The following is a 20,076-nucleotide window of genomic DNA, read 5'->3' on the forward strand; positions in this document are numbered from 1 at the left end:
CCTCCCTCAATAGTGGCTCTGCATTTTGGTCCCTACCTCAACGTAATCCACGACGTTGAGGAGGGGCAGGTCAATCCATGATGTCTACTCGATCCGTTTAAGCGGAGGCTTCTTCGTCGCTTTCGGGCTTGGTGCTGCCTTGGTGGGCAAGTGGGCTGGCTTGGTCTAAACGGGGGTGGTTATCCAAGAACTCCCGTTTGAGATCCGGCATGGCATCCAGCGCTTGAATGGTGTGGTGCAGCGCATGAATAGCGGCCAGCACGTCCTGAGTATTGCCGGTTTCCGAAATGGTGTGCATGTTGCGGATCGGGAAGCCCATGGAGGTGGCCGCGCTGTCGATGGAGGCCAGCACGCCCGCCATGCCGTCGGTGCCGGTATCTACACCCACAATGTCTCGCTGCATGGGGATGTCCTGCGTTTTCGCGGCGCTGGCGATGATGCGGTTGAGCTGCTCGCTGGCAATAGAACCCACCGACAGCGTAAAGCCTTTGCCCATCTCCAGCGATTGCATGCGCTTGTCGCCAATGCCAGGGGCGGCGACGTAGTCGTGATTTACATCCACGCCAATCAGCGCATCTGGCTTGAGTTCACCGGCCAGCACGCGGCTGCCGAAGCGGCCAATCTCTTCGTAGCTGGCAATGGCAAACATCACCCGCACTTTTTCGGTACCGCCTGCTTCGGCGATCAAGCGTGCGACTTCCGCCGTCACAAAGCATCCCAGGCCGTTATCCAGATACGCGCCGTAGAAGGTGTTCGGGCTAAAGCCAGGGCGAATGGGGCGGTTGAAGATAATCGAATCGCCCGGCCGCACGCCCAGGTTCAGCACCTGCTGCTTCTTGTTCTCGCCGTGAATCTGCAGATCGAGATAGATCTGCTCTTTCTTAATGCCTTTGCTGCCATCGCGCTGGGCGGGGTCAGAAAAGTGGATAGCACCCAGCGCTTCCACCGTGCCGCCTTTAATGCTGCGGTAGCTGCCGGGGGCTTCCGGGTCTTCGCTGAACAGCGTGACTTCATGGCCGATCAATACGCCGGGCAGGAAGGAGTCGGTGTTGATCCAAATCTTGCCATCTTCACCAATCGAGCGAACCTGCATGCGGATTTTGTCCGCATGGCCGATGATCATCAGCTTGAACATATCATCGCGGCCTGGGTGGGTATCCAGCACCACGCCCGCATTGCCTTTAAACTGGTGCAAATGCCAGTCGCTGGGAGCGAAGCTCTCGAAGTAGGGCTTCAGCACGCCGTAGGTCATCGCGCCTTCCAGGCCAACAGGGCTGGGGGCCGCCAAAATATCGCGCATCAGTTTGAACTGCGCGTCGGGCATCGGTTGCGTCCAGGGTTTTGCAGTATCGCTCATCGTGCTTACTCGCTTATGACGGTGGTGAAACGTGAGAGTTAGTCTGCCAGATTCCGAGCACTAATGCGCTGCTTCCACATGCCACGTTTAGCCGATAGTACGGCGCTGGTTTCCGCGTATGATGGAAGATAGCTGGCTATCCATTGAAGCCACACTACCACAACAAAAATAGTGACGACGAGGGAGTGTCCATGCCTACTGCAAGCGTTCAGGCCCAGCGCTTTAAAGTGCTGTTGGCGGGGGTATTTAGCCAAATTTTATGTATCGGCATTGCGCGGTTTGCCTATACGCCGCTACTGCCGGTGATGCAGCAACAGAGCTGGGTTAGCGACGCCGATGGCGGCTGGCTAGCGGCGTTGAACTACGCAGGCTATATGCTAGGAGCGGTGCTGGCGGCCTCTATTCGCACGATTTATCTCAAAGACACGCTGTTTCGCATTGGCTTAGTGCTGGCCGTATTAACCACCGCCGGTATGGCGCTGACCGAACACTTTTGGGTATGGGCGGGGCTGCGCTTTTTGGCGGGGCTTTCCAGCAGTGGCTCGATGCTGTTGGCGTCAGGGCTGATTTTGCACTGGCTGATTCAGCACCGTCAGCGGGGCGAGCTGGGCATCCACTTTGCAGGTGTCGGCATTGGCATTGTGGTGGCGGCTTTAGCCGTAGAATTGATGCTGGCGCTGGCAATGAACTGGCAAGCCCAGTGGTGGGGCTTTAGCGCGTTGGGGGCGGTGCTGCTGGTGCCTGCCTGGCGCTGGTTACCGCGCCCGGTAAAACCGGTGGTAGGCAGCGCTGCCAGTCATCAAGCACCTGCAACGCCGCCTAGCCGCACCTTTATGCGTCTTATGCTGCCCGCCTACTTTTGTGCGGGCTATGGCTATGTGATCAGCGCAACGTTTTTGGTCGCGATTGTGGAGCGCGAACCGCTGCTGGCCGGGGCCGGGAACTGGGCCTTTGCGTTGGTGGGGCTGGCCGCAGCCCCCGCCGTGATGCTGTGGGATTTAATCGCGCGGCGGATTGGTTACTTAGGCGCGCTGATTGTGGCCATGCTGGTGCAGGTAGTAGGCATTGTGCTGCCTGCGATCAGCCCAACGTTACCGGGCGTGTTGATTAGCGCAGTGCTCTACGGCGGCACGTTCCTGGGTTGCGTCAGTTTAGTGCTGACCATGGCGGGTAGGCTGTACCCTGCCAGCCCCGCCCGCTTGATGGGACAAATGACGTTGGCCTACGGCGCAGCGCAGATTGTGGCCCCTGCGCTCACCGGTATGCTCGCGGAAGCCTCTGGTCATTATTATGTGGGCCTATGGCTGGCTGGTGGCTTTGTAGGGGCCGGGGCGCTGCTGTTGGCGTGGTTGCGCAGAGTGGATCAAACCGCCCAGCGGCTAGATGCCGAGGCAAAAGCAAGCTATGCCAAGCCGTGATACGTGGGCTTTCGCAGCAAAATCCACTAGGATAGGTGCTTTTTTCTGACAGGGTAGAAGGGCATGGCGTCTTCTGGACAACCGCGTATTCAGTGGCTAGGCCGCTGGGGCTTTATGTTGGCAGCCACCGGTTCGGCGGTGGGGCTAGGCAATATTTGGAAATTCCCTTATATCACAGGGGAGTATGGCGGCGGTGCCTTCGTACTGGTCTATTTAGCGTGCATCTTAGCGGTGGGCGTACCGGTAATGATGACCGAAATTGCGTTTGGTCGCCGGGGGCGTGGTAGCCCCATTGATGCTATTCGCCGTGTAGTGAATGAGTCTGGCCGCTCCTCTATGTGGTCGCTGATTGGCTGGATGGCCATGCTGTGTGGCTTTATGGTGCTATCGTTTTACGTCGTGGTGGCCGGCTGGTCCTTCTCCTATTTATGGAAAATGCTCACCGGCGGCTTGGCGGGCACCAGTGTGGACGAGATGGCGGCCGTGTTTGGTGCCAATAACGCTAACCCCATCACGCTGGGTGGCTGGAGTACCCTGGTCACGCTGCTGACCATGATCATTGTCGGTAAAGGCGTTCAGGAAGGCATCGAGAAAAGCGTTAGCTGGATGATGCCGGGGCTGGTGCTCATGCTGGTGTTGCTGATTGGATTCGGCATGTTTTCCGGCGGTTTCGGCGACGCGGTTGATTTCCTGTTCTCTTTTAAGGCGGGCAGCCTCTCTAGTGAAGGGATGTTGGCGGCCTTGGGCCACGCTTTCTTTACGCTCTCATTGGCGTCGGGTGCCATCCTGACTTACGGCAGCTACTTGCCTAAAGATGCCTCCATTGGCCGCACGACGCTGAGCGTGGCCGTGGCGGATACTGTGGTAGCACTGATGGCAGGGTTAGCAATTTTTCCAGTGATTTTTGCCAACGGCATGGACCCCGGTGAAGGCCCAGGGTTACTGTTTATGAGCCTGCCGTTAGCGTTCCAGGCGATGCCGCTGGGCACGCTGTTCGGAGCGCTGTTCTTCTTAATGCTCTCCATGGCCGCACTAACCTCCTCAATTTCCATGGTGGAAGCAACGGTCTCTTGGTTGTGCGATAACAAAGGCATGAGCCGTAAATCCGCCTCGTGGGCCACCGGTATTGTGCTGTGGCTGATCAGCACGCTGGCGATGCTGTCGTTCAACCTGGGCGCTGATTGGACGCTGGCAGGCAAGAACTTCTTTGATTGGCTGGACTACCTCACCTCCCGTTGGATGATGCCGCTGGGTGGCCTGGGCATGGTACTACTGGCCGGTTTTGTGCTGAAAAGCGAAACCTTCCGCGACGAGCTGGGGCTGGCGCCGCTGCCCTATACGCTGTGGCTGGCCATGGTGCGCTACGTGAGTCCGCTGGGTATTTTGGTGATTTTTGTCGATGCCCTTGGCCTGTACCAAGTCTCTTTTGCTGCCCACTGGCCGGTGCTGCTAGCGCTGCTGGTCCTGGTGGCAGTGGTGGGCGAAGCCATTAGCCCGCGCCTTCGCCAAGCGCTTTCCGCCCGCTAAGCGCTGCTGTTCACGCTTCACCCTGGCGGCGGCAATCGCGCCAGGGTGAGTGCCTGCCTCCATTAACTCATCCCAACAGGTGGTGTAGCGTCTTGAGCGGTGCTCACAGCGCAGCTGCCAAGGCGCGTCGGCGTCAGTCATCCCAAAGCGCAGCGTGCCTTGTCCCATTTTCTGATTAATCTCGTCTACCGCCTTCATCAAGTGAGGGTGCGCCTTGGTGGTTGGCTGTAGCAGAGAGAGCTGATACTGCTGTGCATCCACCAAGTCCAGCAGCATCACGCCTGCCTTCATAAACTGAAAGCCAGGGCGATACATCTGGTCGAGCCCTTCGCGAACGGCTTCCAGAATGACGCGAGTATCGTCGGTGGGCGCTTCAAGCGGAATCATCGCGCTAGGCGACAGCTGGGGCTGGTCCTTGCGGTGGCGGTTGGTGTTTAAAAACAGCAGGACGGCGCGGGCAAGGCTGCCTTGCTGGCGCAATTTTTCGGCACTGCGCTGGGCGTGGCGGCGCAGTGCTGCGTGAAGCTCCTCTTTTACGCCGGTGGTTTTACCAAACGAGCGTGAGGTCATGATACGCTGGCGGGGTTGCTCAACGGCATTCAACTCTAGGCAGGGCGTACCGCGCAGCTCTAAGGCGGTGCGGGCTAGAACCACCGAGAAGCATTTGCGTAGCCGTTTGGGGTCGTGCTCCCGCACATCCCAGGCGGTACGAATGCCGCTGACCGCTAGTCGTTCGGCAAGACGCCTGCCTACTCCCCACACATCGCTTACCGGCAGCTGTTTCAGCACTGCTTGGGTGGTAGCGCTTTCACCGTGGAGTAAACACACTCCTGCGTAGTGAGGCTGTTTTTTGGCTAGGTGATTGGCGAGCTTCGCCAGTGTATGCGTAGGGGCCAGCCCGATACACACCGGAAGCCCCAAATAGCGACGAATGCGGCGGCGCAGTGCTGTGCCCAGCGCTTGGCACTGGGTGTCACTGAGGCCATCCAGATAAATAAACATCTCATCGATCGAGTAGGGGGCCACTTCGGGGCACGTATCGCGCAGCAGCTGGGCAAGCCTCGCTGACATATCGCCGTACAGCTCGTAGTTAGAAGAGAGCAGGTGGATTACCCCGCGGCGGCGTAGCCCCTCTAACTGGTATGCGGGCGTGCCCATGGAGATCTCCATGGCTTTCATCTCTGCTGAGCGGGCAATCACGCAGCCGTCGTTATTCGACATCACACCAACGGGTTTGCCTTCCAACGCCGGATTGAACACCCGCTCACAGGAGACATAAAAATTATTGGCATCCACCAGCCCGATCACGGCAGATACTCGTGAATCACCGCGCGCACCACGCCCCATAGCTGGCAGTCGGTACCTTCCAGGGGCAGCGGCGGATAGTGGGGATGGGCCGAGCAGAGGTGCGGCGTGCCGCGATGCAGCGCATAGCGTTTGATCAGCACTTCTTCATCCAGCATGGTGACCAAAATATGCCCTAGGCGCGGCGTGACGCTGCGGTCGACGACCAGTAAATCACCGTCAAAGATGCCCCAACCCTCCATGCTGTCCCCTGTCGCGGTGAGGTAAAACGTTTGGGTAGGGTGCTTGATCAGCCGCGCATTGAGGTCGAGAGTGCGCGGCTCGTAATCTTGGGCAGGAGAGGGAAAGCCGCTAAAGCCTGCACGGCCTGTGAGCAGAGGAAAAGGCAGCGGCTGAGAAGTTAACGGCAAGGCTGTCGCAACCACGGTTGTTGCAAAATGGATGGGTTGAGACGGCATCGTCGGCATCCTCATGAATAAATGGTGTGTTTATGTACAGTGTATTTAAACAGTATTTATTCATGGGGGAGAAATTGCAAGCACTGCCCTCAGCGGGCTAACCATAGCCCCACGACTAGGGCGCTCACGACGGTAATAAAGAACACAAGGTTGCGAACGCGGGTATCGCGGCGAGGTTTCATGGCAATCTCCATCAAAAATTAACGGCGTCGTGGCCCATGGCCGTGTAAAAGCAGCACAAGCGCTGCGTCGAGCATGGTAACGTTTGCACCATACTATGTGCATCGTAATGTTCACATTTACGAGCGTCACCTGACGCGCCAGATTTTCGCAGTGAGACCCACTTTTATGAACGACGCTTCCCGAGTAGGCACGGCTCCTCAACCGCTTTCGTTGGCCAATGGACGGCTAGCAGCGCTGAGCTGGGGGCGGCAAGATGCGCCCACCTGGCTGGCGCTACATGGCTGGCTGGATAACGCGGCCAGCTTTACACGCTTGGCCCCGCGTTTGGTGAGCGCACTGGGCATTCGGATTGTAGCGATTGATTTTCGTGGCCACGGGCACTCCGCTCATGCCCCCGCTGGCAACGACTACGCGCTATGGGATTACACCCATGATGTGCTGGATGCCATGGAGGCGTTGGGCCTTGAACAAGCCACGCTGCTTGCTCACTCCATGGGGGCGGCGGTCTCTTGCCTGCTGGCCGCGGCGTTACCGGAAAAAGTCGCCCGCTTAATTCTGATCGACGGCTTAGGCGCGCTGAATACACCTGCTGAAGAGACGGCAGGCCAACTGCGCAAAGGCTTAATCGCTCATCGGCGCCCGCCTTCCCGCGCGCCTCGTTACCCGGATATTGAGAGCGCCGTGGCGGCGCGCGTGGCGGGGGGCGTCACGCCACTAGATAGCATCACCGCCACGCCGCTGGTCGATCGCAACACCCAGGCCACCGCCGATGGCAAAGTACAAATGCGTACCGATAGCCGCCTGCTCAAGCCCTCGCTGGTGCGCTTTACACCGCAGCAGGTGCTGGCCGTTTTGGCTGAGATCCAAGCCCCCGTGCTATTAATAGAAGGAGAGCAAGGGATTTTGGGCGAGCGCGCCTGGGCAGCCCAAACAAGGCAGGCGGTGCCGCGACTCACCCGGCACGTGCTGGCAGGTGGCCACCATCTGCATTTGGAACCACAGGCCGTTGAGCGTGTGGCCGAGGTGATTTGCTTAGAAGGCTGCACGGCCAGTTAACGCCGCATCAAAAGAAAAGCGCGTGCGTATGAGACGTCATGCCACAAAGGAGGGGCAGAACGTGGTCAGCCAATTAACGGGGAGGACGCCGGGCGGTGGCAATAAAGTAGCGCTGGTGCTCGGTAGCGGCGGCGCCAGAGGCTATGCGCATATTGGCGTGATTGAAGCGCTGGAGGCGCGTGGTTTCGAGATTATTTCGATTGCCGGATGCTCCATGGGAGCGCTGATCGGCGGCATTTACGCCTCGGCCAAGCTGCCGGAGTACCGGGAGTGGGTGTGTAACCTTGATTACTTGGACGTGCTCAAGCTGGTCGATGTGACCTGGAGCCCCATGGGGGCGATGCGTGCCAACAAAGTGATGAGCAAGCTGGAGGAGCTAGTGGGCGACCGGCTGATTGAAGACCTGCCCATTCCAGTGACCACCGTGGCCACCGACCTCGTGCGCCAGCGGGAAGTATGGTTTCAAAACGGCCCGCTGCTACGCGCCATTCGAGCCTCGATTGCGGTGCCAGGGGTGATTACCCCCGTGCACATTGGCGAACAGGTGCTGGTGGATGGCGGGTTACTCAACCCGCTGCCAATGATGCCAGTGTTGGCTGCCCATGAGGCGGATTTCGTGGTGGCGGTGAACGTCACCGCTCACAGCCCGCAGTCGGTCACGCTGGAGGAGCTGCTGCCACAAGAAGAGAGTAGCGACAGCCGCACCGCCCTGGAGCGGGACCGCGACGCCAATATTGGCGGCTGGATGGAGGAGGTGCGCGCGACCACGCGGCGGCTATGGGGTGGCCTAGGCGGCAGCAGTGAAGAGAGCGACGACGATGAAACAGTAGACCTGCGCGGCAAGCGCGAGTGGGGCAAGCTGGATATGATTCTGGAATCGTTTGATATTACCCAGGCAGCGCTAGCGAAGTACAAGGTGGCTGGCTACCCACCGGACGTGCTGATCGAAATTCCTAAAACGGTATGCAGCACCTACGAGTTTCACCGGGCGAAGGAGCTCATCCGCTTAGGCCGCCACTTGGCCGATGAAGCCTTGGAGCGGCGCATGCCTAGCATTGCCTCTGACGCTACTAAATAAACAACATGAATTACTGCCCGCGTTTGCGCAGCAAAATATACATCGCCCCGGTGCCGCCATCGATATCCGTGGCAGAGCAGAACGCCAGCACGCCGGGCCACTCGCGCAGCCACGCATTGGTGTGGCTTTTCAGTACCGGGAAATCAGAGGTGGTGCCCCAGGCTTTGCCATGCACCACCAGCACACAGCGCAGCCCTTGGCCTGCGGCATCGCGAAGAAAGCTCTCTAGCTCTACCCGCGCCTCTTCCAGGGTATAGCCGTGAAGGTCTAGCCCTGCCTGCCAGGCCATTTGGCCGCGCTTCAATTGGCTAAACGTGCGCCAGGGCAGGTCGGGCACGCTGAACTCTAAATACTCTGATGGCCGTACGGCTTCCACCCGACCATCAGACGTGCGCCCGCTGGTTTGCAGTGTATTGCTCTCTACCGCCGCTCGGCGGCGCGCTTCGCTGGTGTCTGACTGGCGTTTGGGCTTACCGGGGTCGGCTTGGTTGGTGGCAATACGGCGTACGCCTGCCGCCTGCAGCGCTTGGCGAAAGGCACTGATATCGTCATCGTTGGGCAGGTGTCGCGTCATGGTCGGCTCGAATCAACTAAGTAGTGGTGAAAAAAGGGGCGGTGGATAAAAAAACGCTAAGGCGAGACAGTATAGCGAGCTTGGCGCTGCTGTGAACCGGGCAGCGTCAAAGGTACAATCCCCCAACGAACTTTTGACGCCAGGAGCCCTTGTGACCACGCACCTCTCTGATGAGTCCTCCCCCTCAACGCTATCACTGCCTGATACGGCGCTGATAAGCGATCTTTACACACTGCGGGACTATTTGCGCTGGGTATCCAGCGAGTTCTATCTGGCGGGGTTGCACTATGGGCACGGCACGCAGTCACCCTGGGATGAGGCGGTCGCGCTCTGCTTAGGCGCGCTGCACCTGCCTTGGAACGTCGACCCCGCCGTGTTGGATGCGCGGCTGCTGCCAGTTGAGCGCGAGCGGATTATTCGCTTAGCCCGGGAGCGTGTCACCACGCGCCGCCCGTTGCCTTATCTACTGGGAGAGGCCTTCTTTGCAGGCTACCCGTTTAACGTGGATGAGCGCGTGCTGATTCCCCGCTCGCCGATTGCCGAGCTGATCGAAGATGGCTTTGCGGCCTGGTTTCCAGAAGAACCACCCGCCCGCGTGCTGGATTTATGCACCGGCTCCGGCTGCATTGGCATCGCCACGGCGCTGGTGCTGCCGACCTGCGAAGTGGCCCTGGCGGATATCAGCCAGGATGCCTTGGCCGTGGCACGGCAGAATATTACCCGCCACGATGTCGGCGACCGCGTGCGCGCCGTGGAATCGGACGTGTTCAACGGCCTGGAAGGGCAGCGCTTTGACCTGATCGTTTCCAACCCGCCCTATGTGGATGAGCGCGACTTAGCCACGATGCCCGCCGAATTTCGCCATGAGCCAGCCCTGGCGCTGGGCGCGGGCAGCGACGGTCTTGATGTCGTGCGGCGTATTCTGCGCGAGGCCCGCGAGCACCTAACTTCAGAGGGCTGGCTGATTGTTGAAGTTGGCAACTCTGACCGCCATGTGGAGGCTGCCTTCCCCGAGGTGCCCTTTATCTGGCTTGAATTCGAGCGTGGCGGCCAGGGCGTGTTTGCCCTGAGCGCCGCTGAACTCGACGCCCATGCGGCGTCTTTTGCGTGAGGAATTAACGCCCATGTCTGGCAATACGTTTGGCAAACTGTTTACCGTCACCACTTTTGGCGAAAGCCACGGCCCCGCATTAGGGGCCATTGTGGATGGTTGCCCTCCTGGCATTGCGATTAGCGAAGAGGACCTGCAGGGCGATTTAGACCGTCGCCGCCCCGGCAGCTCGCGCCACACCACCCAGCGCAAAGAGCCGGATCAGGTGCGCATTCTTTCCGGCGTGTTTGAAGGCAAAACCACTGGCACCTCGATTGGCTTATTGATTGAGAATACCGACCAGCGCTCGAAAGATTACTCTAAGATCAAAGACCAGTTCCGCCCCGCCCACGCGGACTACACCTACCACCACAAGTATGGCCACCGGGACTACCGGGGTGGCGGCCGTTCCAGCGCCCGCGAAACCGCCATGCGCGTGGCGGCGGGTGCCATTGCCAAAAAGGTGCTGGCGGCACAGGGCATTCAAATTCGCGGCTATATGAGCCAGCTTGGCCCGATCAAGATCGACTTCAAAACCTGGGAAGCCGTCGACCAGAACGCCTTCTTCTGCCCCGACCCCGATAAAGTAGCCGAGCTGGAAAGCTACATGGATCAACTGCGACGGGACCAAGACTCCGTGGGCGCGGAAATTACCGTAATTGCCGATGGCGTACCCGTGGGCCTGGGCGAGCCAGTCTTCGACCGTCTAGATGCTGATCTAGCGCACGGTTTGATGAGCATTAATGCGGTAAAAGGGATCGAGATTGGCGCGGGCTTTGGCTGTATTGCCCAGCGCGGCAGTGAACACCGCGACGAGATGACGCCGGAAGGCTTTCTCTCCAACCACGCGGGCGGCGTGCTGGGTGGTATTTCCAGCGGGCAGCCCATTGTGGCTCGGTTGGCACTGAAACCTACCTCCAGCATTACCACGCCGGGCCGCTCCATTGATGTCCATGGTGAACCAGTCGAAGTGATTACCAAAGGGCGTCACGACCCTTGTGTGGGCATTCGAGCGACGCCCATTGCCGAAGCCATGATGGCGATTACGCTGTTGGATCATTGGCTGCGCCACCGGGGCCAAAACGCTGATGTTAGCGTTGATACACCGCGATTAGGTCAGCGATAACGCCAAGGTGTGCTGAGTGGTTCGCTGCTACACTCAAGGAAGACGGTTAAGGAGTCGCCTATGAAAATTAACGTTGAGTTTGACCTGACGCCGGCTGAGTTTCGGCAGTCGCTAGGGTTGCCGGATGTAGAGGCGTTCCAGCAGAGCCTGCTGGATAATATTCAGCGGCAGATGGAATCAGGGGTAGAAGGTTATGACCCCATGAGCTTAATGCGCCCTTTCCTGCAGCAACCCATGATGCAGCAGGGGCTTTCACAGGGGCTTGCTAACTTTGGCACCTATCAGCAAATGATGCTGGATATGCTGCGTCAGGCCGGTAGTGCCCATACGGGTGGTGCCAGTAACGGCACCCAAGATAGCGAACCATCGTCAGCGGCAAACGAGAAAAGCACCAAGGCGAAAGCCACGGCCTCTTCTCGCTCTCGCGCCAAAGAGTAGGCGATAAAGGCGCTATCAAATACGTGGCACTGTGAGGCTGAGTCAGAGGCGGCTGTAGGGTATGCAGAGGGGCCGTAGGAAGCTCCTTGTTGCAAAGCAGCATGCTAAGCATTACTCTTTTTGCAGTGCAGCAATTTGCGATGTGATGAGCCACTCCAGGCTCATGCCAAGGAATGAGAGACAGGAGCAACCACAATGCAAGACAAAATGATGGACGCCTTTAACGCCCAAACTCGCCAGATGTTTGAGCCGATGCGCAAGATGAACTCGCTGATGCTCAATAACATGGAAAAAATGACCCAGTACCAGCTGGAAGCGATGAAACGCTACAGTCAGATGGGCACCGAGCGCATCCGCAGCGCGACAGAAATTAATGATGCCGAGAGCCTGCGCGATTTCGGTACCAAGCAAGCGGAAATGATGAACGAGCTTTCTCAGCAGATGCAGGAAGACGCGCGGGTGATGAGCGAGATGAGCCTGCAGTTCAAATCTGAAATGGAAAAGCTGTTTAGCGAAGCCGGACAAAAAATGAGCGAACAAGTGAGCGCTACAGCCAAGGGTGAACAGCCCGCGAAGGCCTCAAGCCAGTCGTCTCGTAAAAGCTAATCGTCAGTAGTGTCCGCGGCGCCTTTGAGGCGCCGCGTTCTTTTACAGCGTTCTTAAGCGTGTTGCCAGGGCAACCATTGCTCAGTTGGTGAGGGGGAAAGTCGTATGCAGTCAGGGTGGAAAATGCCGTCTCAACCGTTGTCCCAGCAAGATATGGAGGCATGGAAGGCACAGCTTGACGACATAAGTGAACAGTACAAAGGTCTGCTAGAGGACCTGCTGTCACGTATGGCGCCCAGCGAAGCCGCTGACTCCGTTTATAGCGACATGCGCGAAAGCTTTGAAGCCGCTGCTCGTTCGCTGATGAGTAACCCGAATTTGCTGTGGCAAACCCAGTCGCGCTTGATGCAAGACCAGTGGTTGCTGTGGCAGCAGGGTGTACGCACCATGGCCGGTGAGCAGGTGGCACCCTTGATAACGCCGCCCAAGAACGACCGCCGTTTTAAAGATGAGGCCTGGACTACAGACCCCTACTACATGGCGATCATGCAGCAGTATTTGCTGTTTTCGCAGATGGTCGAAGAGCTGATTAACGACCTGGATGTAGACCCTACCCTCAAGCGCAACTTAACGTTCTACGCGCGCCAGTTGGTGAATGCGATGTCGCCTACCAACTTCGTCTCCACCAACCCAGAAGTGATGCGCCGCACCCTGGAAACCAAGGGGCAGAATCTCGTCGATGGCCTCACTCGGCTACGGGAAGATTTAGCCAACTCAGCGGAAGGCATCAACGTACGCATGACCGACCGCAGCGCCTTTGGCGTGGGCGAGAACATTGCGGTAACGCCTGGCTCTGTGGTGTATGAAAACGAACTGATTCAGCTGATTCAGTACACGCCAACCACCGAAAACACCTTTAAAACGCCGCTGCTGATTGTGCCGCCCTGGATCAATAAGTACTACATTCTGGACCTGCGGCAAGATAACTCGCTGGTGAAGTGGTTGGTGGATCAAGGCCACACGGTATTTCTGATCTCCTGGCGTAACCCTGGCCCCGAACAGCGCGATATTACCTGGGCCGACTATATGCAGATGGGCCCCATCAGTGCGATGGAAGCGATTGAGCAGGCCTGCGGCGAGAAGTCAGTCAACCTGCTGAGCTACTGCGTAGGCGGCACGCTGACCGCCTCCACCGTGGCGTATCTCACCAGCACCCGCCGTGGCCGCAAGGTGAAGTCGGTCACTTACATGGCCACGCTGCAGGACTTCCGAGATCCGGGCGATATCGGCGTGTTCCTGAACGAGCGCGTGGTGCAGGGTATTGAGCAAACCATGCAGATGAAGGGCTACCTGGATGGCCGCTCCATGGCCTACACCTTCAACCTGCTGCGGGAAAATGATCTGTTCTGGTCGTTCTATATCAATAACTACCTGAAGGGCGAGACTCCCGCCGCCTTCGATTTGCTCTACTGGAATACTGATGGCACCAACCTGACGGCAGGCACCCACGCTTGGTACCTGCGCCATATGTATCTGGAAAACCGCTTGGTAGAGCCCGGTGGCATCGAGCTAGACGGGGTCAAAATCGACCTGCGCAAAGTCTCAACCCCCAGCTACTTTGTCTCCACCAAAGAAGACCATATCGCCAAGTGGAACAGTACCTACTACGGTGCGCTGCTACCCAAAGGCCCGGTAACCTTCGTGCTGGGCGGCTCTGGGCATATTGCCGGTATCGTGAACCCGCCCCATAAAAACAAGTACGGCTACTGGACCAACGACACGCTGCCCGAGACCCACGAGGAGTGGATGGAAGGCGCTACGTTTAACGAAGGCTCCTGGTGGCCCCATTGGCAAGCCTGGATGACCGACAACGGCTACGTGGATGCAGACCCGAAGAAACTGGTACCTGCCCGCCAGCCAGGGGAAGGGGAGCTAACAGTGATCGAACCCGCGCCGGGCCGCTATGTGCGGATGACGATTCCCGAGGTGCTAGGGGAAATCCCCAGCAGCACTTAATCCGGCGCTTAGCAGACGGCTTTTTAAGAAGCCGCCTAAAACGAAGCCCCCTGCCACGAATGTGGCAGGGGGCTTTTTCATGGCCGAGGTGCTGTTGACATCAACGCCGACGCACAAACCCCGGCAGCAGGAACAGCCCAGCGAGTAGCCAGATGGGCAGGCTGCCCATGCGGGTAAACGGGGTGAGCCCTTCCATGGCGTAGAACTCGCCCGTGAGGTAGGTGGTTTCAAACTGTGGGGCGCGGTCTACCAGTTCGCCACGAGGGTTAATAATGGCGGTGATGCCGTTGCTGGTAGCGCGAACTACGTAGCGGCCATTTTCCAGCGCACGCAGGCGGGCCATTTGCAGGTGCTGGTGCGGGCCAATGGAGGCACCAAACCAAGTGTCGTTGGAAACCGTCACGATCACGCCGCTATCGGCGGCCCGCTGTGCGACGAGCTGTGGGTAGATGATTTCGTAGCAAATGGCGTTACCGATCGCCACTCCTGCTGCTTGCATCGGCACCTGCTCCGATGCGCCTTTGCTAAAGCTGGACATCGGCAGGTCAAAGAAGTCGATGGTCCCGCGCAGCAGGCTCTCTAGCGGCAGGTACTCCCCAAACGGCACCAGGTGCTCTTTCTGGTAGCTGCCTTCCACGTCGCCTACGCCAATCACGCTGTTAAAGTAGCGGTTATTCTCATCTAGCTGAACGATGCCGGTCAACAGGGCGGCTTCTGGCGGCAGGTTGGCCTGCACGCGCTCAAGCACTGGCCGTGCTTGGCTATCAATCATGGGTAGCGCGGTTTCAGGCCATAAGATCAGATCCGCTTCATCCGCCACTTCGCGGGTTAAGTCGCTGTAAATATTCGCAGCGGTGCGCTGGCCTTCAGGCGTCCATTTTAACAGCTGGGGCAGGTTGCCCTGCAGCAGCGCGACGCGAGTGGGTTCTCTTACCGGCGTTGTCCACTGGCTTGGCAGTACGAAAGGAGCTAGCCAGATAGCGGCCAGCGGTAGCGCTGCCCACCACTGGCGGCGCAGCAGTTCCGCCCCTAACGTGCCGGTAAGCACCACCAGCAGCGAGAGTAAGTACACACCTCCAACGGGTGCCCAACTGGCCAGCGGAGAATCCACGTAGCTGGACCCCACCAACAGCCAGGGAAAGCCGGTGAACAAGTAAGTGCGCAGCACCTCGCCCAGCACCCACGCACCAGCAAAGGTGAGCAGCGCCCAGCGGGGGCCGATGAAGCGGCGGTAGAGCCAGAACGTGCCCGCAAAGAAGAGCGCCAGCACGCTCACAAACAGCGCGGTTAAAAAGACCGCGAGCGACACACCGGTGTAGCCGTAGTCGTGAATCGATACGTAAACCCATGAGGTGCCGCTAGCAAACAGCGCCACGCCATACAGCCAGCCTTTTAACGCGGCTTGGCCAGGGCTTAAGGTATGCAGCCCGACATACAGCAGGCCAATGGCCACAGGGCCAAGCCACCAAAGCTCAAACGGGGAAGCGGTAAGCGTGGTAAAGCCGCCAGCCACTAAGGCGGCTAGCAGCTGAAACGTCAACGTGGGTGTGAACCCCATAACGATATCCTATCAACAGTGTGAGGTAGGCAAGGTGAGGGCGACAGGCTAGTCGTCTTGGCTTTCGTCTTCCGCAGGTTCGCTATCGCGATAGGCCTCAAGTAGACGTATCCGGCGGTTATCGGCGTTCAGAATCACAAACCGCCAGCCGCCTAAGCTGGTGTGCTCGCCTCGGCCTGGCAGATGACCAAACTGCTGCATCACAAGGCCGCCCACCGTATCGAATTCGTCATCAGAGAATTCGGTGCCAAAGCGCTCGTTAAAATCTTCAATCGGGGTGAGGGCGCGAATCGCGAAGTGGCCGTTCTCCAGCGTGCGGATATCGTCCTCTTCATCGGTATCATGCTCATCTTCGATATCCCCGACAATCTGCTCAAGAATATCTTCAATGGTGATGATGCCCGCTGTGCCGCCGTACTCATCCACCACGATCGCCATATGGTTATGGGTTTCGCGGAACTCTTTGAGCAGCGTGTTCAAACGCTTTGACTCAGGAATAAACATGGCAGGGCGCAGCACGTCTTCCAGCTTGAACGCATCGCGGCTCTCTTGCGATTGCGACAGCAGCGGCAGCAGGTCTTTGACCAGCAGGATGCCCTTTACGTCGTCCAGGTTTTCGCCCACCACCGGGTAGCGCGAATGGCCGGTCTCTTGGATCAACGGTAGGTAGTCATCCCACGTTTGGTCGAGGGTAATCGCCGATACCTGAGAGCGTGGGATCAAGATTTCACGCACTTGCTGATCGCTGATCTCAAGCGCGCCCTCAATAATCATGATGGCGTCTTGATCCAGCTTCAGTTTCCCTGCGGTGTGGCGTAAAAACGTCATCAGCTCGTCTCGCGAGCTGGGTTCGTCATTGTCTCCGGAAAGGGCGCCAAAGAGTTTCTCGAGCCATGATTTTTGATTGGGGTTGCTCGATCGGTCTTCGCTCATTGCGTCAAATCTCTCTCAGTTACGGACAGAATGTTACGGAAAAGGTAGTTCGGAAAATATTGTACGGAGAAGCGGTCACGAATGGGTGACCACGCTTCAAGTGACCGTTTTATCACTGAGTGACAGCAGACACCACCCTAAACGTACGTTTGGCTCAAGGTAGCAGCTTACACGTGATAAGGATCAGGAATATTAAGGGTGGCCAGCAGCTCGCGTTCTAGCTGCTCCATCTCTTCGGCTTCCTGCTCTTCGATATGGTCGTACCCCATCAGGTGCAGGGTGCCGTGTACGACTATGTGGGCATAGTGGTGGGCCAGCGGCTTCTGCTGCTCTTCGGCTTCACGGGCGACTACGGCATGGCAAATAATCAGGTCGCCCAGCAGCGGCAGGGTAATGCCGGGTGGGTTTTCAAACGGGAAAGAGAGCACGTTGGTGGGCTTATCTTTTTCCCGGTAGTCGCGATTAAGCGCCTGGCTCTCTTCTTCATCCACAAAACGAATGGTGAGCTCTAGGCGGTCATCATCCGGGTGGCGAGAAAAGACACAGCCCACCCAATGGGTGAGCTGTTCAAGCGAGGGTAGCAGTGGCTCATCAATCGCCGCTTGCCGGTCGATTATGATGTCGCTCATCGTTAGGCTTCTCCCGAACGTTCGCTATTGCGCTCTAACGCCTGCATACGCGCTTCACGCTCTTGCTGGCGTGCTTCGCGGCGGGCGCGCTCTTGAACTTCCTGCTCGGATTCAAACTCGTCGTAAGCCTCAATGATGCGCTGAACCAGCGGGTGGCGCACCACATCTTTCGCGGCAAAGTGGGTCACGCCGATTCCTGGCGTATCTTTGAGCACGTCGAGCACTTGCGAGAGGCCTGAACGCTGCCCGCGCGGTAAGTCGACCTGGGTAATATCCCCGGTAATCACGGCGGTGGAACCAAAACCAATCCGCGTCAGGAACATTTTCATCTGCTCCGGCGTGGTGTTCTGGCTCTCATCCAGAATGATGTAGGAGTTGTTCAGCGTACGGCCACGCATATAGGCCAGCGGAGCAATCTCGATCACCTGACGCTCGATCAGCTTCGCCACCTGCTCAAAACCGATCATTTCATACAGCGCGTCGTACAGCGGGCGCAGGTAGGGGTCGATTTTTTGAGCAAGGTCGCCCGGCAAGAAGCCGAGTTTCTCACCGGCTTCTACCGCTGGGCGCACCAGCAGAATGCGGCGCACTTCTTGCTGATTGAGCGCTTCTACCGCAGCGGCCACGGCCAGGTAGGTTTTACCGGTACCCGCTGGCCCAATGCCGAAGTTGATATCGTGTTCGCGAATGCTCTGCACGTAGCGTTGCTGATTCAGCCCGCGTGGCTTAATCATAGTGCGCGGCGTGCGCATGATGACTTCATCGCTACCGCCTTCGCCATCGTCTTCCTCTTCCAGGGCTTCAAGCCCGGATTCTTGGAGGAACAGATGCACGGTATCCGCCGATAGCTCGTCGGCGGCGGTTTCACGGTAAAGGTGTTCCAGCACGTTAGCCGCCGCTTTAATACGGTTAGCGGCACCGGCCAGCTGAAATACGTTGCCACGGTTGCGTAACGTCACATCCAGGCGGCTCTCAATCAGCTTTAGATGCTCGTCCTGTTGGCCGCAGAGGCTAGCGAGACGCTGCGGGTCATTGGGTTCAAGGCTTAGGGTGATAATGCGATTGGCCTGAGGTGATGGCTGGCTCAAGAGTAAGAAACCCGTTAGTTGATGTGTGTGAGTCTCAGCTTACTGCCCCGGCGGTGCCGGGGCAATTACCTACGATAAGCAAGCGATCAATAACGCTCGGCAGAGGCGAGTTCAGCGCGCAGCGAATTGGGCAGCGCTTCGGTGATCTCTACATCGACAAAGTAGCCGATTAGCTCGGTGGGGTTAGCGGCGCGGAAGTTCACCACGCGGTTGTTCTCGGTACGCCCAGAGAGCTGGCCGGGGTCTTTCGGAGAAAACCCGGTCACCAGGATACGCTGAGTAGTGCCTACCATGCGGCGGCTAATTTGCGCAGCCTGCTGAAGAATGCGCTCTTGCAGAATAGCCAAGCGCTGCTTCTTCACGCTTTCAGGGGTGTCATCCGGCAAGCCTGAAGCGGGCGTGCCGGGGCGCGCCGAGTAAACAAAGCTGAACGAGTGATCGAAACCGATACGGTGGATCAGGTCCATCGTGGCCTCGAAATCCTCTTCTGTTTCACCGGGGAAGCCGACAATAAAGTCAGAGGAGAAACTGATATCCGGGCGATTAGCGCGGATACGCTCCATCTTCTCGATGTACTCTTCCGCCGTGTGGCCGCGCTTCATGGCGCTCAGAATACGGTCAGAGCCAGACTGTACCGGCAGGTGCAGGTGGCTTACCAGCTCAGGAATATCCGCATAGGCGTCTACCAAGCTATCCGTAAACTCCACCGGGTGAGAGGTGGTGAAGCGAATACGGTCGATGCCATCCACCGCTGCGATGCAGGCGATTAGCTCGGCAAGGTCAATCTCGTCGCCGTCTTCGTTGTCGCCTCGGTAGGCGTTCACGTTCTGGCCCAGCAGGTTGATTTCACGCACGCCCTGGTCGGCTAAGTGCATGACTTCATCCATCACCGCTTCAAACGGGCGGGAGACTTCTTCACCGCGAGTGTAGGGCACCACGCAGAAGGTGCAGTACTTAGAGCAGCCTTCCATGATCGACACAAACGCTGTGGCACCATCAGATTTGGGTTGCGGCAGGTGGTCGAACTTCTCGATTTCGGGGAAGGTGACATCCACCGCCGCAATTTGATTATTGGCACGGGCGTCGAGCATCTTTGGCACCCGGTGCAGGGTTTGCGGGCCAAAAATCATATCTACGAAAGGAGCGCGTTTACGCAGCGCTTCACCTTCTTGGCTGGCCACGCAGCCGCCCACGCCAATCACAAGGTCCGGATTGGCGTCTTTGAGCTTTTTCCAGCGGCCTAACTGGTGGTAGACCTTATCCTGAGCTTTTTCACGAATCGAGCAGGTGTTCAGCAGAATCACATCTGCTTCCTTCTCGTTATCGGTTAGCTCCAGCTGGTGAGATTCGCCGAGTAGGTCCGCCATACGCGAGGAGTCGTACTCGTTCATTTGGCAGCCGTGCGTTTTGATGAAGAGCTTCTTCGCCATCGGTACCTGTCATCTATGGGTCGTCGGGGGAGACGAGGGATGAATGAAATAACGGTTGGGCAGCGATTGGTGCGGCCGTTGAATGCCTGCATTATACGGATACACGAAACCAGGGGCTAGGCATTCCCCCGTAATCGATACTTGACCCGAGCGTTTCAATCAGTATACTACGCACCGTGTTTGAGCAGTTCCTCGATAGCTCAGTTGGTAGAGCAAATGACTGTTAATCATTGGGTCGCAGGTTCGAGTCCTGCTCGAGGAGCCAA

At 58.0% G+C, this 20,076-nt stretch carries 18 protein-coding genes and 1 tRNA gene; 10 read left to right on the top strand and 9 right to left on the bottom strand.

Annotation, left to right across the window (positions count from 1 at the left end):
* Positions 1-97 precede the first annotated feature (97 nt).
* Positions 98-1,357 (bottom strand): M20/M25/M40 family metallo-hydrolase, encoded by a 1,260-nt coding sequence (locus tag BMY49_RS13990; RefSeq protein ID WP_089675861.1) that lies wholly within the window; start codon positions 1,355-1,357, stop codon positions 98-100.
* 191 nt (positions 1,358-1,548) lie between these two features.
* On the opposite strand from BMY49_RS13990, the gene BMY49_RS13995 reads away from it, so the two are divergent.
* Together BMY49_RS13995 and BMY49_RS14000 are read left to right on the top strand one after the other, a co-directional pair.
* Positions 1,549-2,775, top strand: coding sequence for a YbfB/YjiJ family MFS transporter (locus BMY49_RS13995; protein WP_089675862.1), 1,227 nt, complete (start codon positions 1,549-1,551; stop codon positions 2,773-2,775).
* Between the two features lie 63 nt (positions 2,776-2,838).
* Positions 2,839-4,302, top strand: coding sequence for a sodium-dependent transporter (locus BMY49_RS14000; protein ID WP_044628247.1), 1,464 nt, complete (start codon positions 2,839-2,841; stop codon positions 4,300-4,302).
* Here the strand turns inward: BMY49_RS14000 and BMY49_RS14005 are convergent.
* The gene (locus tag BMY49_RS14005) at positions 4,225-5,610 is read right to left on the bottom strand and encodes a Y-family DNA polymerase (RefSeq protein WP_089675863.1); all 1,386 of its coding nucleotides are present in this window, start codon (positions 5,608-5,610) and stop codon (positions 4,225-4,227) included. The genes BMY49_RS14000 and BMY49_RS14005 overlap by 78 nt on opposite strands.
* Positions 5,607-6,065: a LexA family protein gene (locus BMY49_RS14010; protein WP_089675864.1), complete on the bottom strand. Its 459-nt coding sequence runs from the start codon at positions 6,063-6,065 to the stop codon at positions 5,607-5,609. Before BMY49_RS14010 ends, BMY49_RS14005 begins: the two co-directional genes overlap by 4 nt.
* A gap of 348 nt (positions 6,066-6,413) precedes the next feature.
* Between BMY49_RS14010 and BMY49_RS14015 the strand changes: the two genes are divergently transcribed.
* Together BMY49_RS14015 and BMY49_RS14020 are read left to right on the top strand one after the other, a co-directional pair.
* Positions 6,414-7,304 carry an alpha/beta fold hydrolase gene (locus BMY49_RS14015; RefSeq protein WP_089675870.1) on the top strand — a complete coding sequence of 297 codons (891 nt, stop codon included), beginning with the start codon at positions 6,414-6,416 and terminating at the stop codon, positions 7,302-7,304.
* Positions 7,305-7,332: 28 nt separating this feature from the next.
* Entirely contained in the window at positions 7,333-8,382 is a 1,050-nt protein-coding gene (locus tag BMY49_RS14020) for a patatin-like phospholipase family protein (protein ID WP_244154976.1), read from the top strand.
* Between the two features lie 10 nt (positions 8,383-8,392).
* On the opposite strand, the gene BMY49_RS14025 is transcribed toward BMY49_RS14020, so the two are convergent.
* A complete protein-coding gene (locus BMY49_RS14025) occupies positions 8,393-8,956 on the bottom strand; it encodes a Smr/MutS family protein (protein WP_089675865.1) in 564 nt (187 codons plus the stop codon).
* A gap of 151 nt (positions 8,957-9,107) precedes the next feature.
* On the opposite strand from BMY49_RS14025, the gene prmB reads away from it, so the two are divergent.
* The 5 genes from prmB (at position 9,108) to phaC (ending at position 14,172) form a co-directional block, all read left to right on the top strand.
* Positions 9,108-10,067 (top strand): 50S ribosomal protein L3 N(5)-glutamine methyltransferase, encoded by a 960-nt coding sequence (prmB, locus tag BMY49_RS14030; RefSeq protein WP_074210858.1) that lies wholly within the window; start codon positions 9,108-9,110, stop codon positions 10,065-10,067.
* A 13-nt stretch (positions 10,068-10,080) separates the two neighbouring features.
* The gene (gene aroC / locus BMY49_RS14035; protein WP_044628241.1) at positions 10,081-11,172 is read left to right on the top strand and encodes a chorismate synthase; all 1,092 of its coding nucleotides are present in this window, start codon (positions 10,081-10,083) and stop codon (positions 11,170-11,172) included.
* A 60-nt stretch (positions 11,173-11,232) separates the two neighbouring features.
* Positions 11,233-11,610, top strand: a complete 378-nt coding sequence (locus BMY49_RS14040; protein WP_054640858.1) for a hypothetical protein — start codon at positions 11,233-11,235, stop codon at positions 11,608-11,610.
* A 195-nt stretch (positions 11,611-11,805) separates the two neighbouring features.
* Complete coding sequence (locus BMY49_RS14045) at positions 11,806-12,216, top strand: phasin family protein (RefSeq protein ID WP_044628239.1); 411 nt, start codon at positions 11,806-11,808, stop codon at positions 12,214-12,216.
* A gap of 105 nt (positions 12,217-12,321) precedes the next feature.
* Positions 12,322-14,172, top strand: coding sequence for a class I poly(R)-hydroxyalkanoic acid synthase (gene phaC / locus BMY49_RS14050; RefSeq protein WP_089675866.1), 1,851 nt, complete (start codon positions 12,322-12,324; stop codon positions 14,170-14,172).
* A 100-nt stretch (positions 14,173-14,272) separates the two neighbouring features.
* Here the strand turns inward: phaC and lnt are convergent, their stop codons facing one another.
* The 5 genes from lnt to miaB form a co-directional block, all read right to left on the bottom strand.
* The gene (gene lnt / locus BMY49_RS14055; protein WP_089675867.1) at positions 14,273-15,730 is read right to left on the bottom strand and encodes an apolipoprotein N-acyltransferase; all 1,458 of its coding nucleotides are present in this window, start codon (positions 15,728-15,730) and stop codon (positions 14,273-14,275) included.
* A 48-nt stretch (positions 15,731-15,778) separates the two neighbouring features.
* Complete coding sequence (locus BMY49_RS14060) at positions 15,779-16,663, bottom strand: HlyC/CorC family transporter (protein WP_089675868.1); 885 nt, start codon at positions 16,661-16,663, stop codon at positions 15,779-15,781.
* 167 nt (positions 16,664-16,830) lie between these two features.
* Positions 16,831-17,292, bottom strand: coding sequence for an rRNA maturation RNase YbeY (ybeY, locus tag BMY49_RS14065; RefSeq protein WP_089675869.1), 462 nt, complete (start codon positions 17,290-17,292; stop codon positions 16,831-16,833).
* A 2-nt stretch (positions 17,293-17,294) separates the two neighbouring features.
* Positions 17,295-18,380, bottom strand: coding sequence for a PhoH family protein (locus BMY49_RS14070; protein WP_044628234.1), 1,086 nt, complete (start codon positions 18,378-18,380; stop codon positions 17,295-17,297).
* Positions 18,381-18,466: 86 nt separating this feature from the next.
* Entirely contained in the window at positions 18,467-19,810 is a 1,344-nt protein-coding gene (gene miaB, locus BMY49_RS14075; RefSeq protein WP_083024099.1) for a tRNA (N6-isopentenyl adenosine(37)-C2)-methylthiotransferase MiaB, read from the bottom strand.
* A 189-nt stretch (positions 19,811-19,999) separates the two neighbouring features.
* Here miaB and BMY49_RS14080 point away from each other — a divergent pair.
* Positions 20,000-20,075 (top strand) — tRNA-Asn (locus tag BMY49_RS14080).
* The last annotated feature ends 1 nt before the right edge of the window (position 20,076 follow it).

Origin of the sequence: Vreelandella aquamarina (assembly GCF_900110265.1) — a bacterium.
GTDB lineage: Bacteria > Pseudomonadota > Gammaproteobacteria > Pseudomonadales > Halomonadaceae > Vreelandella > Vreelandella aquamarina.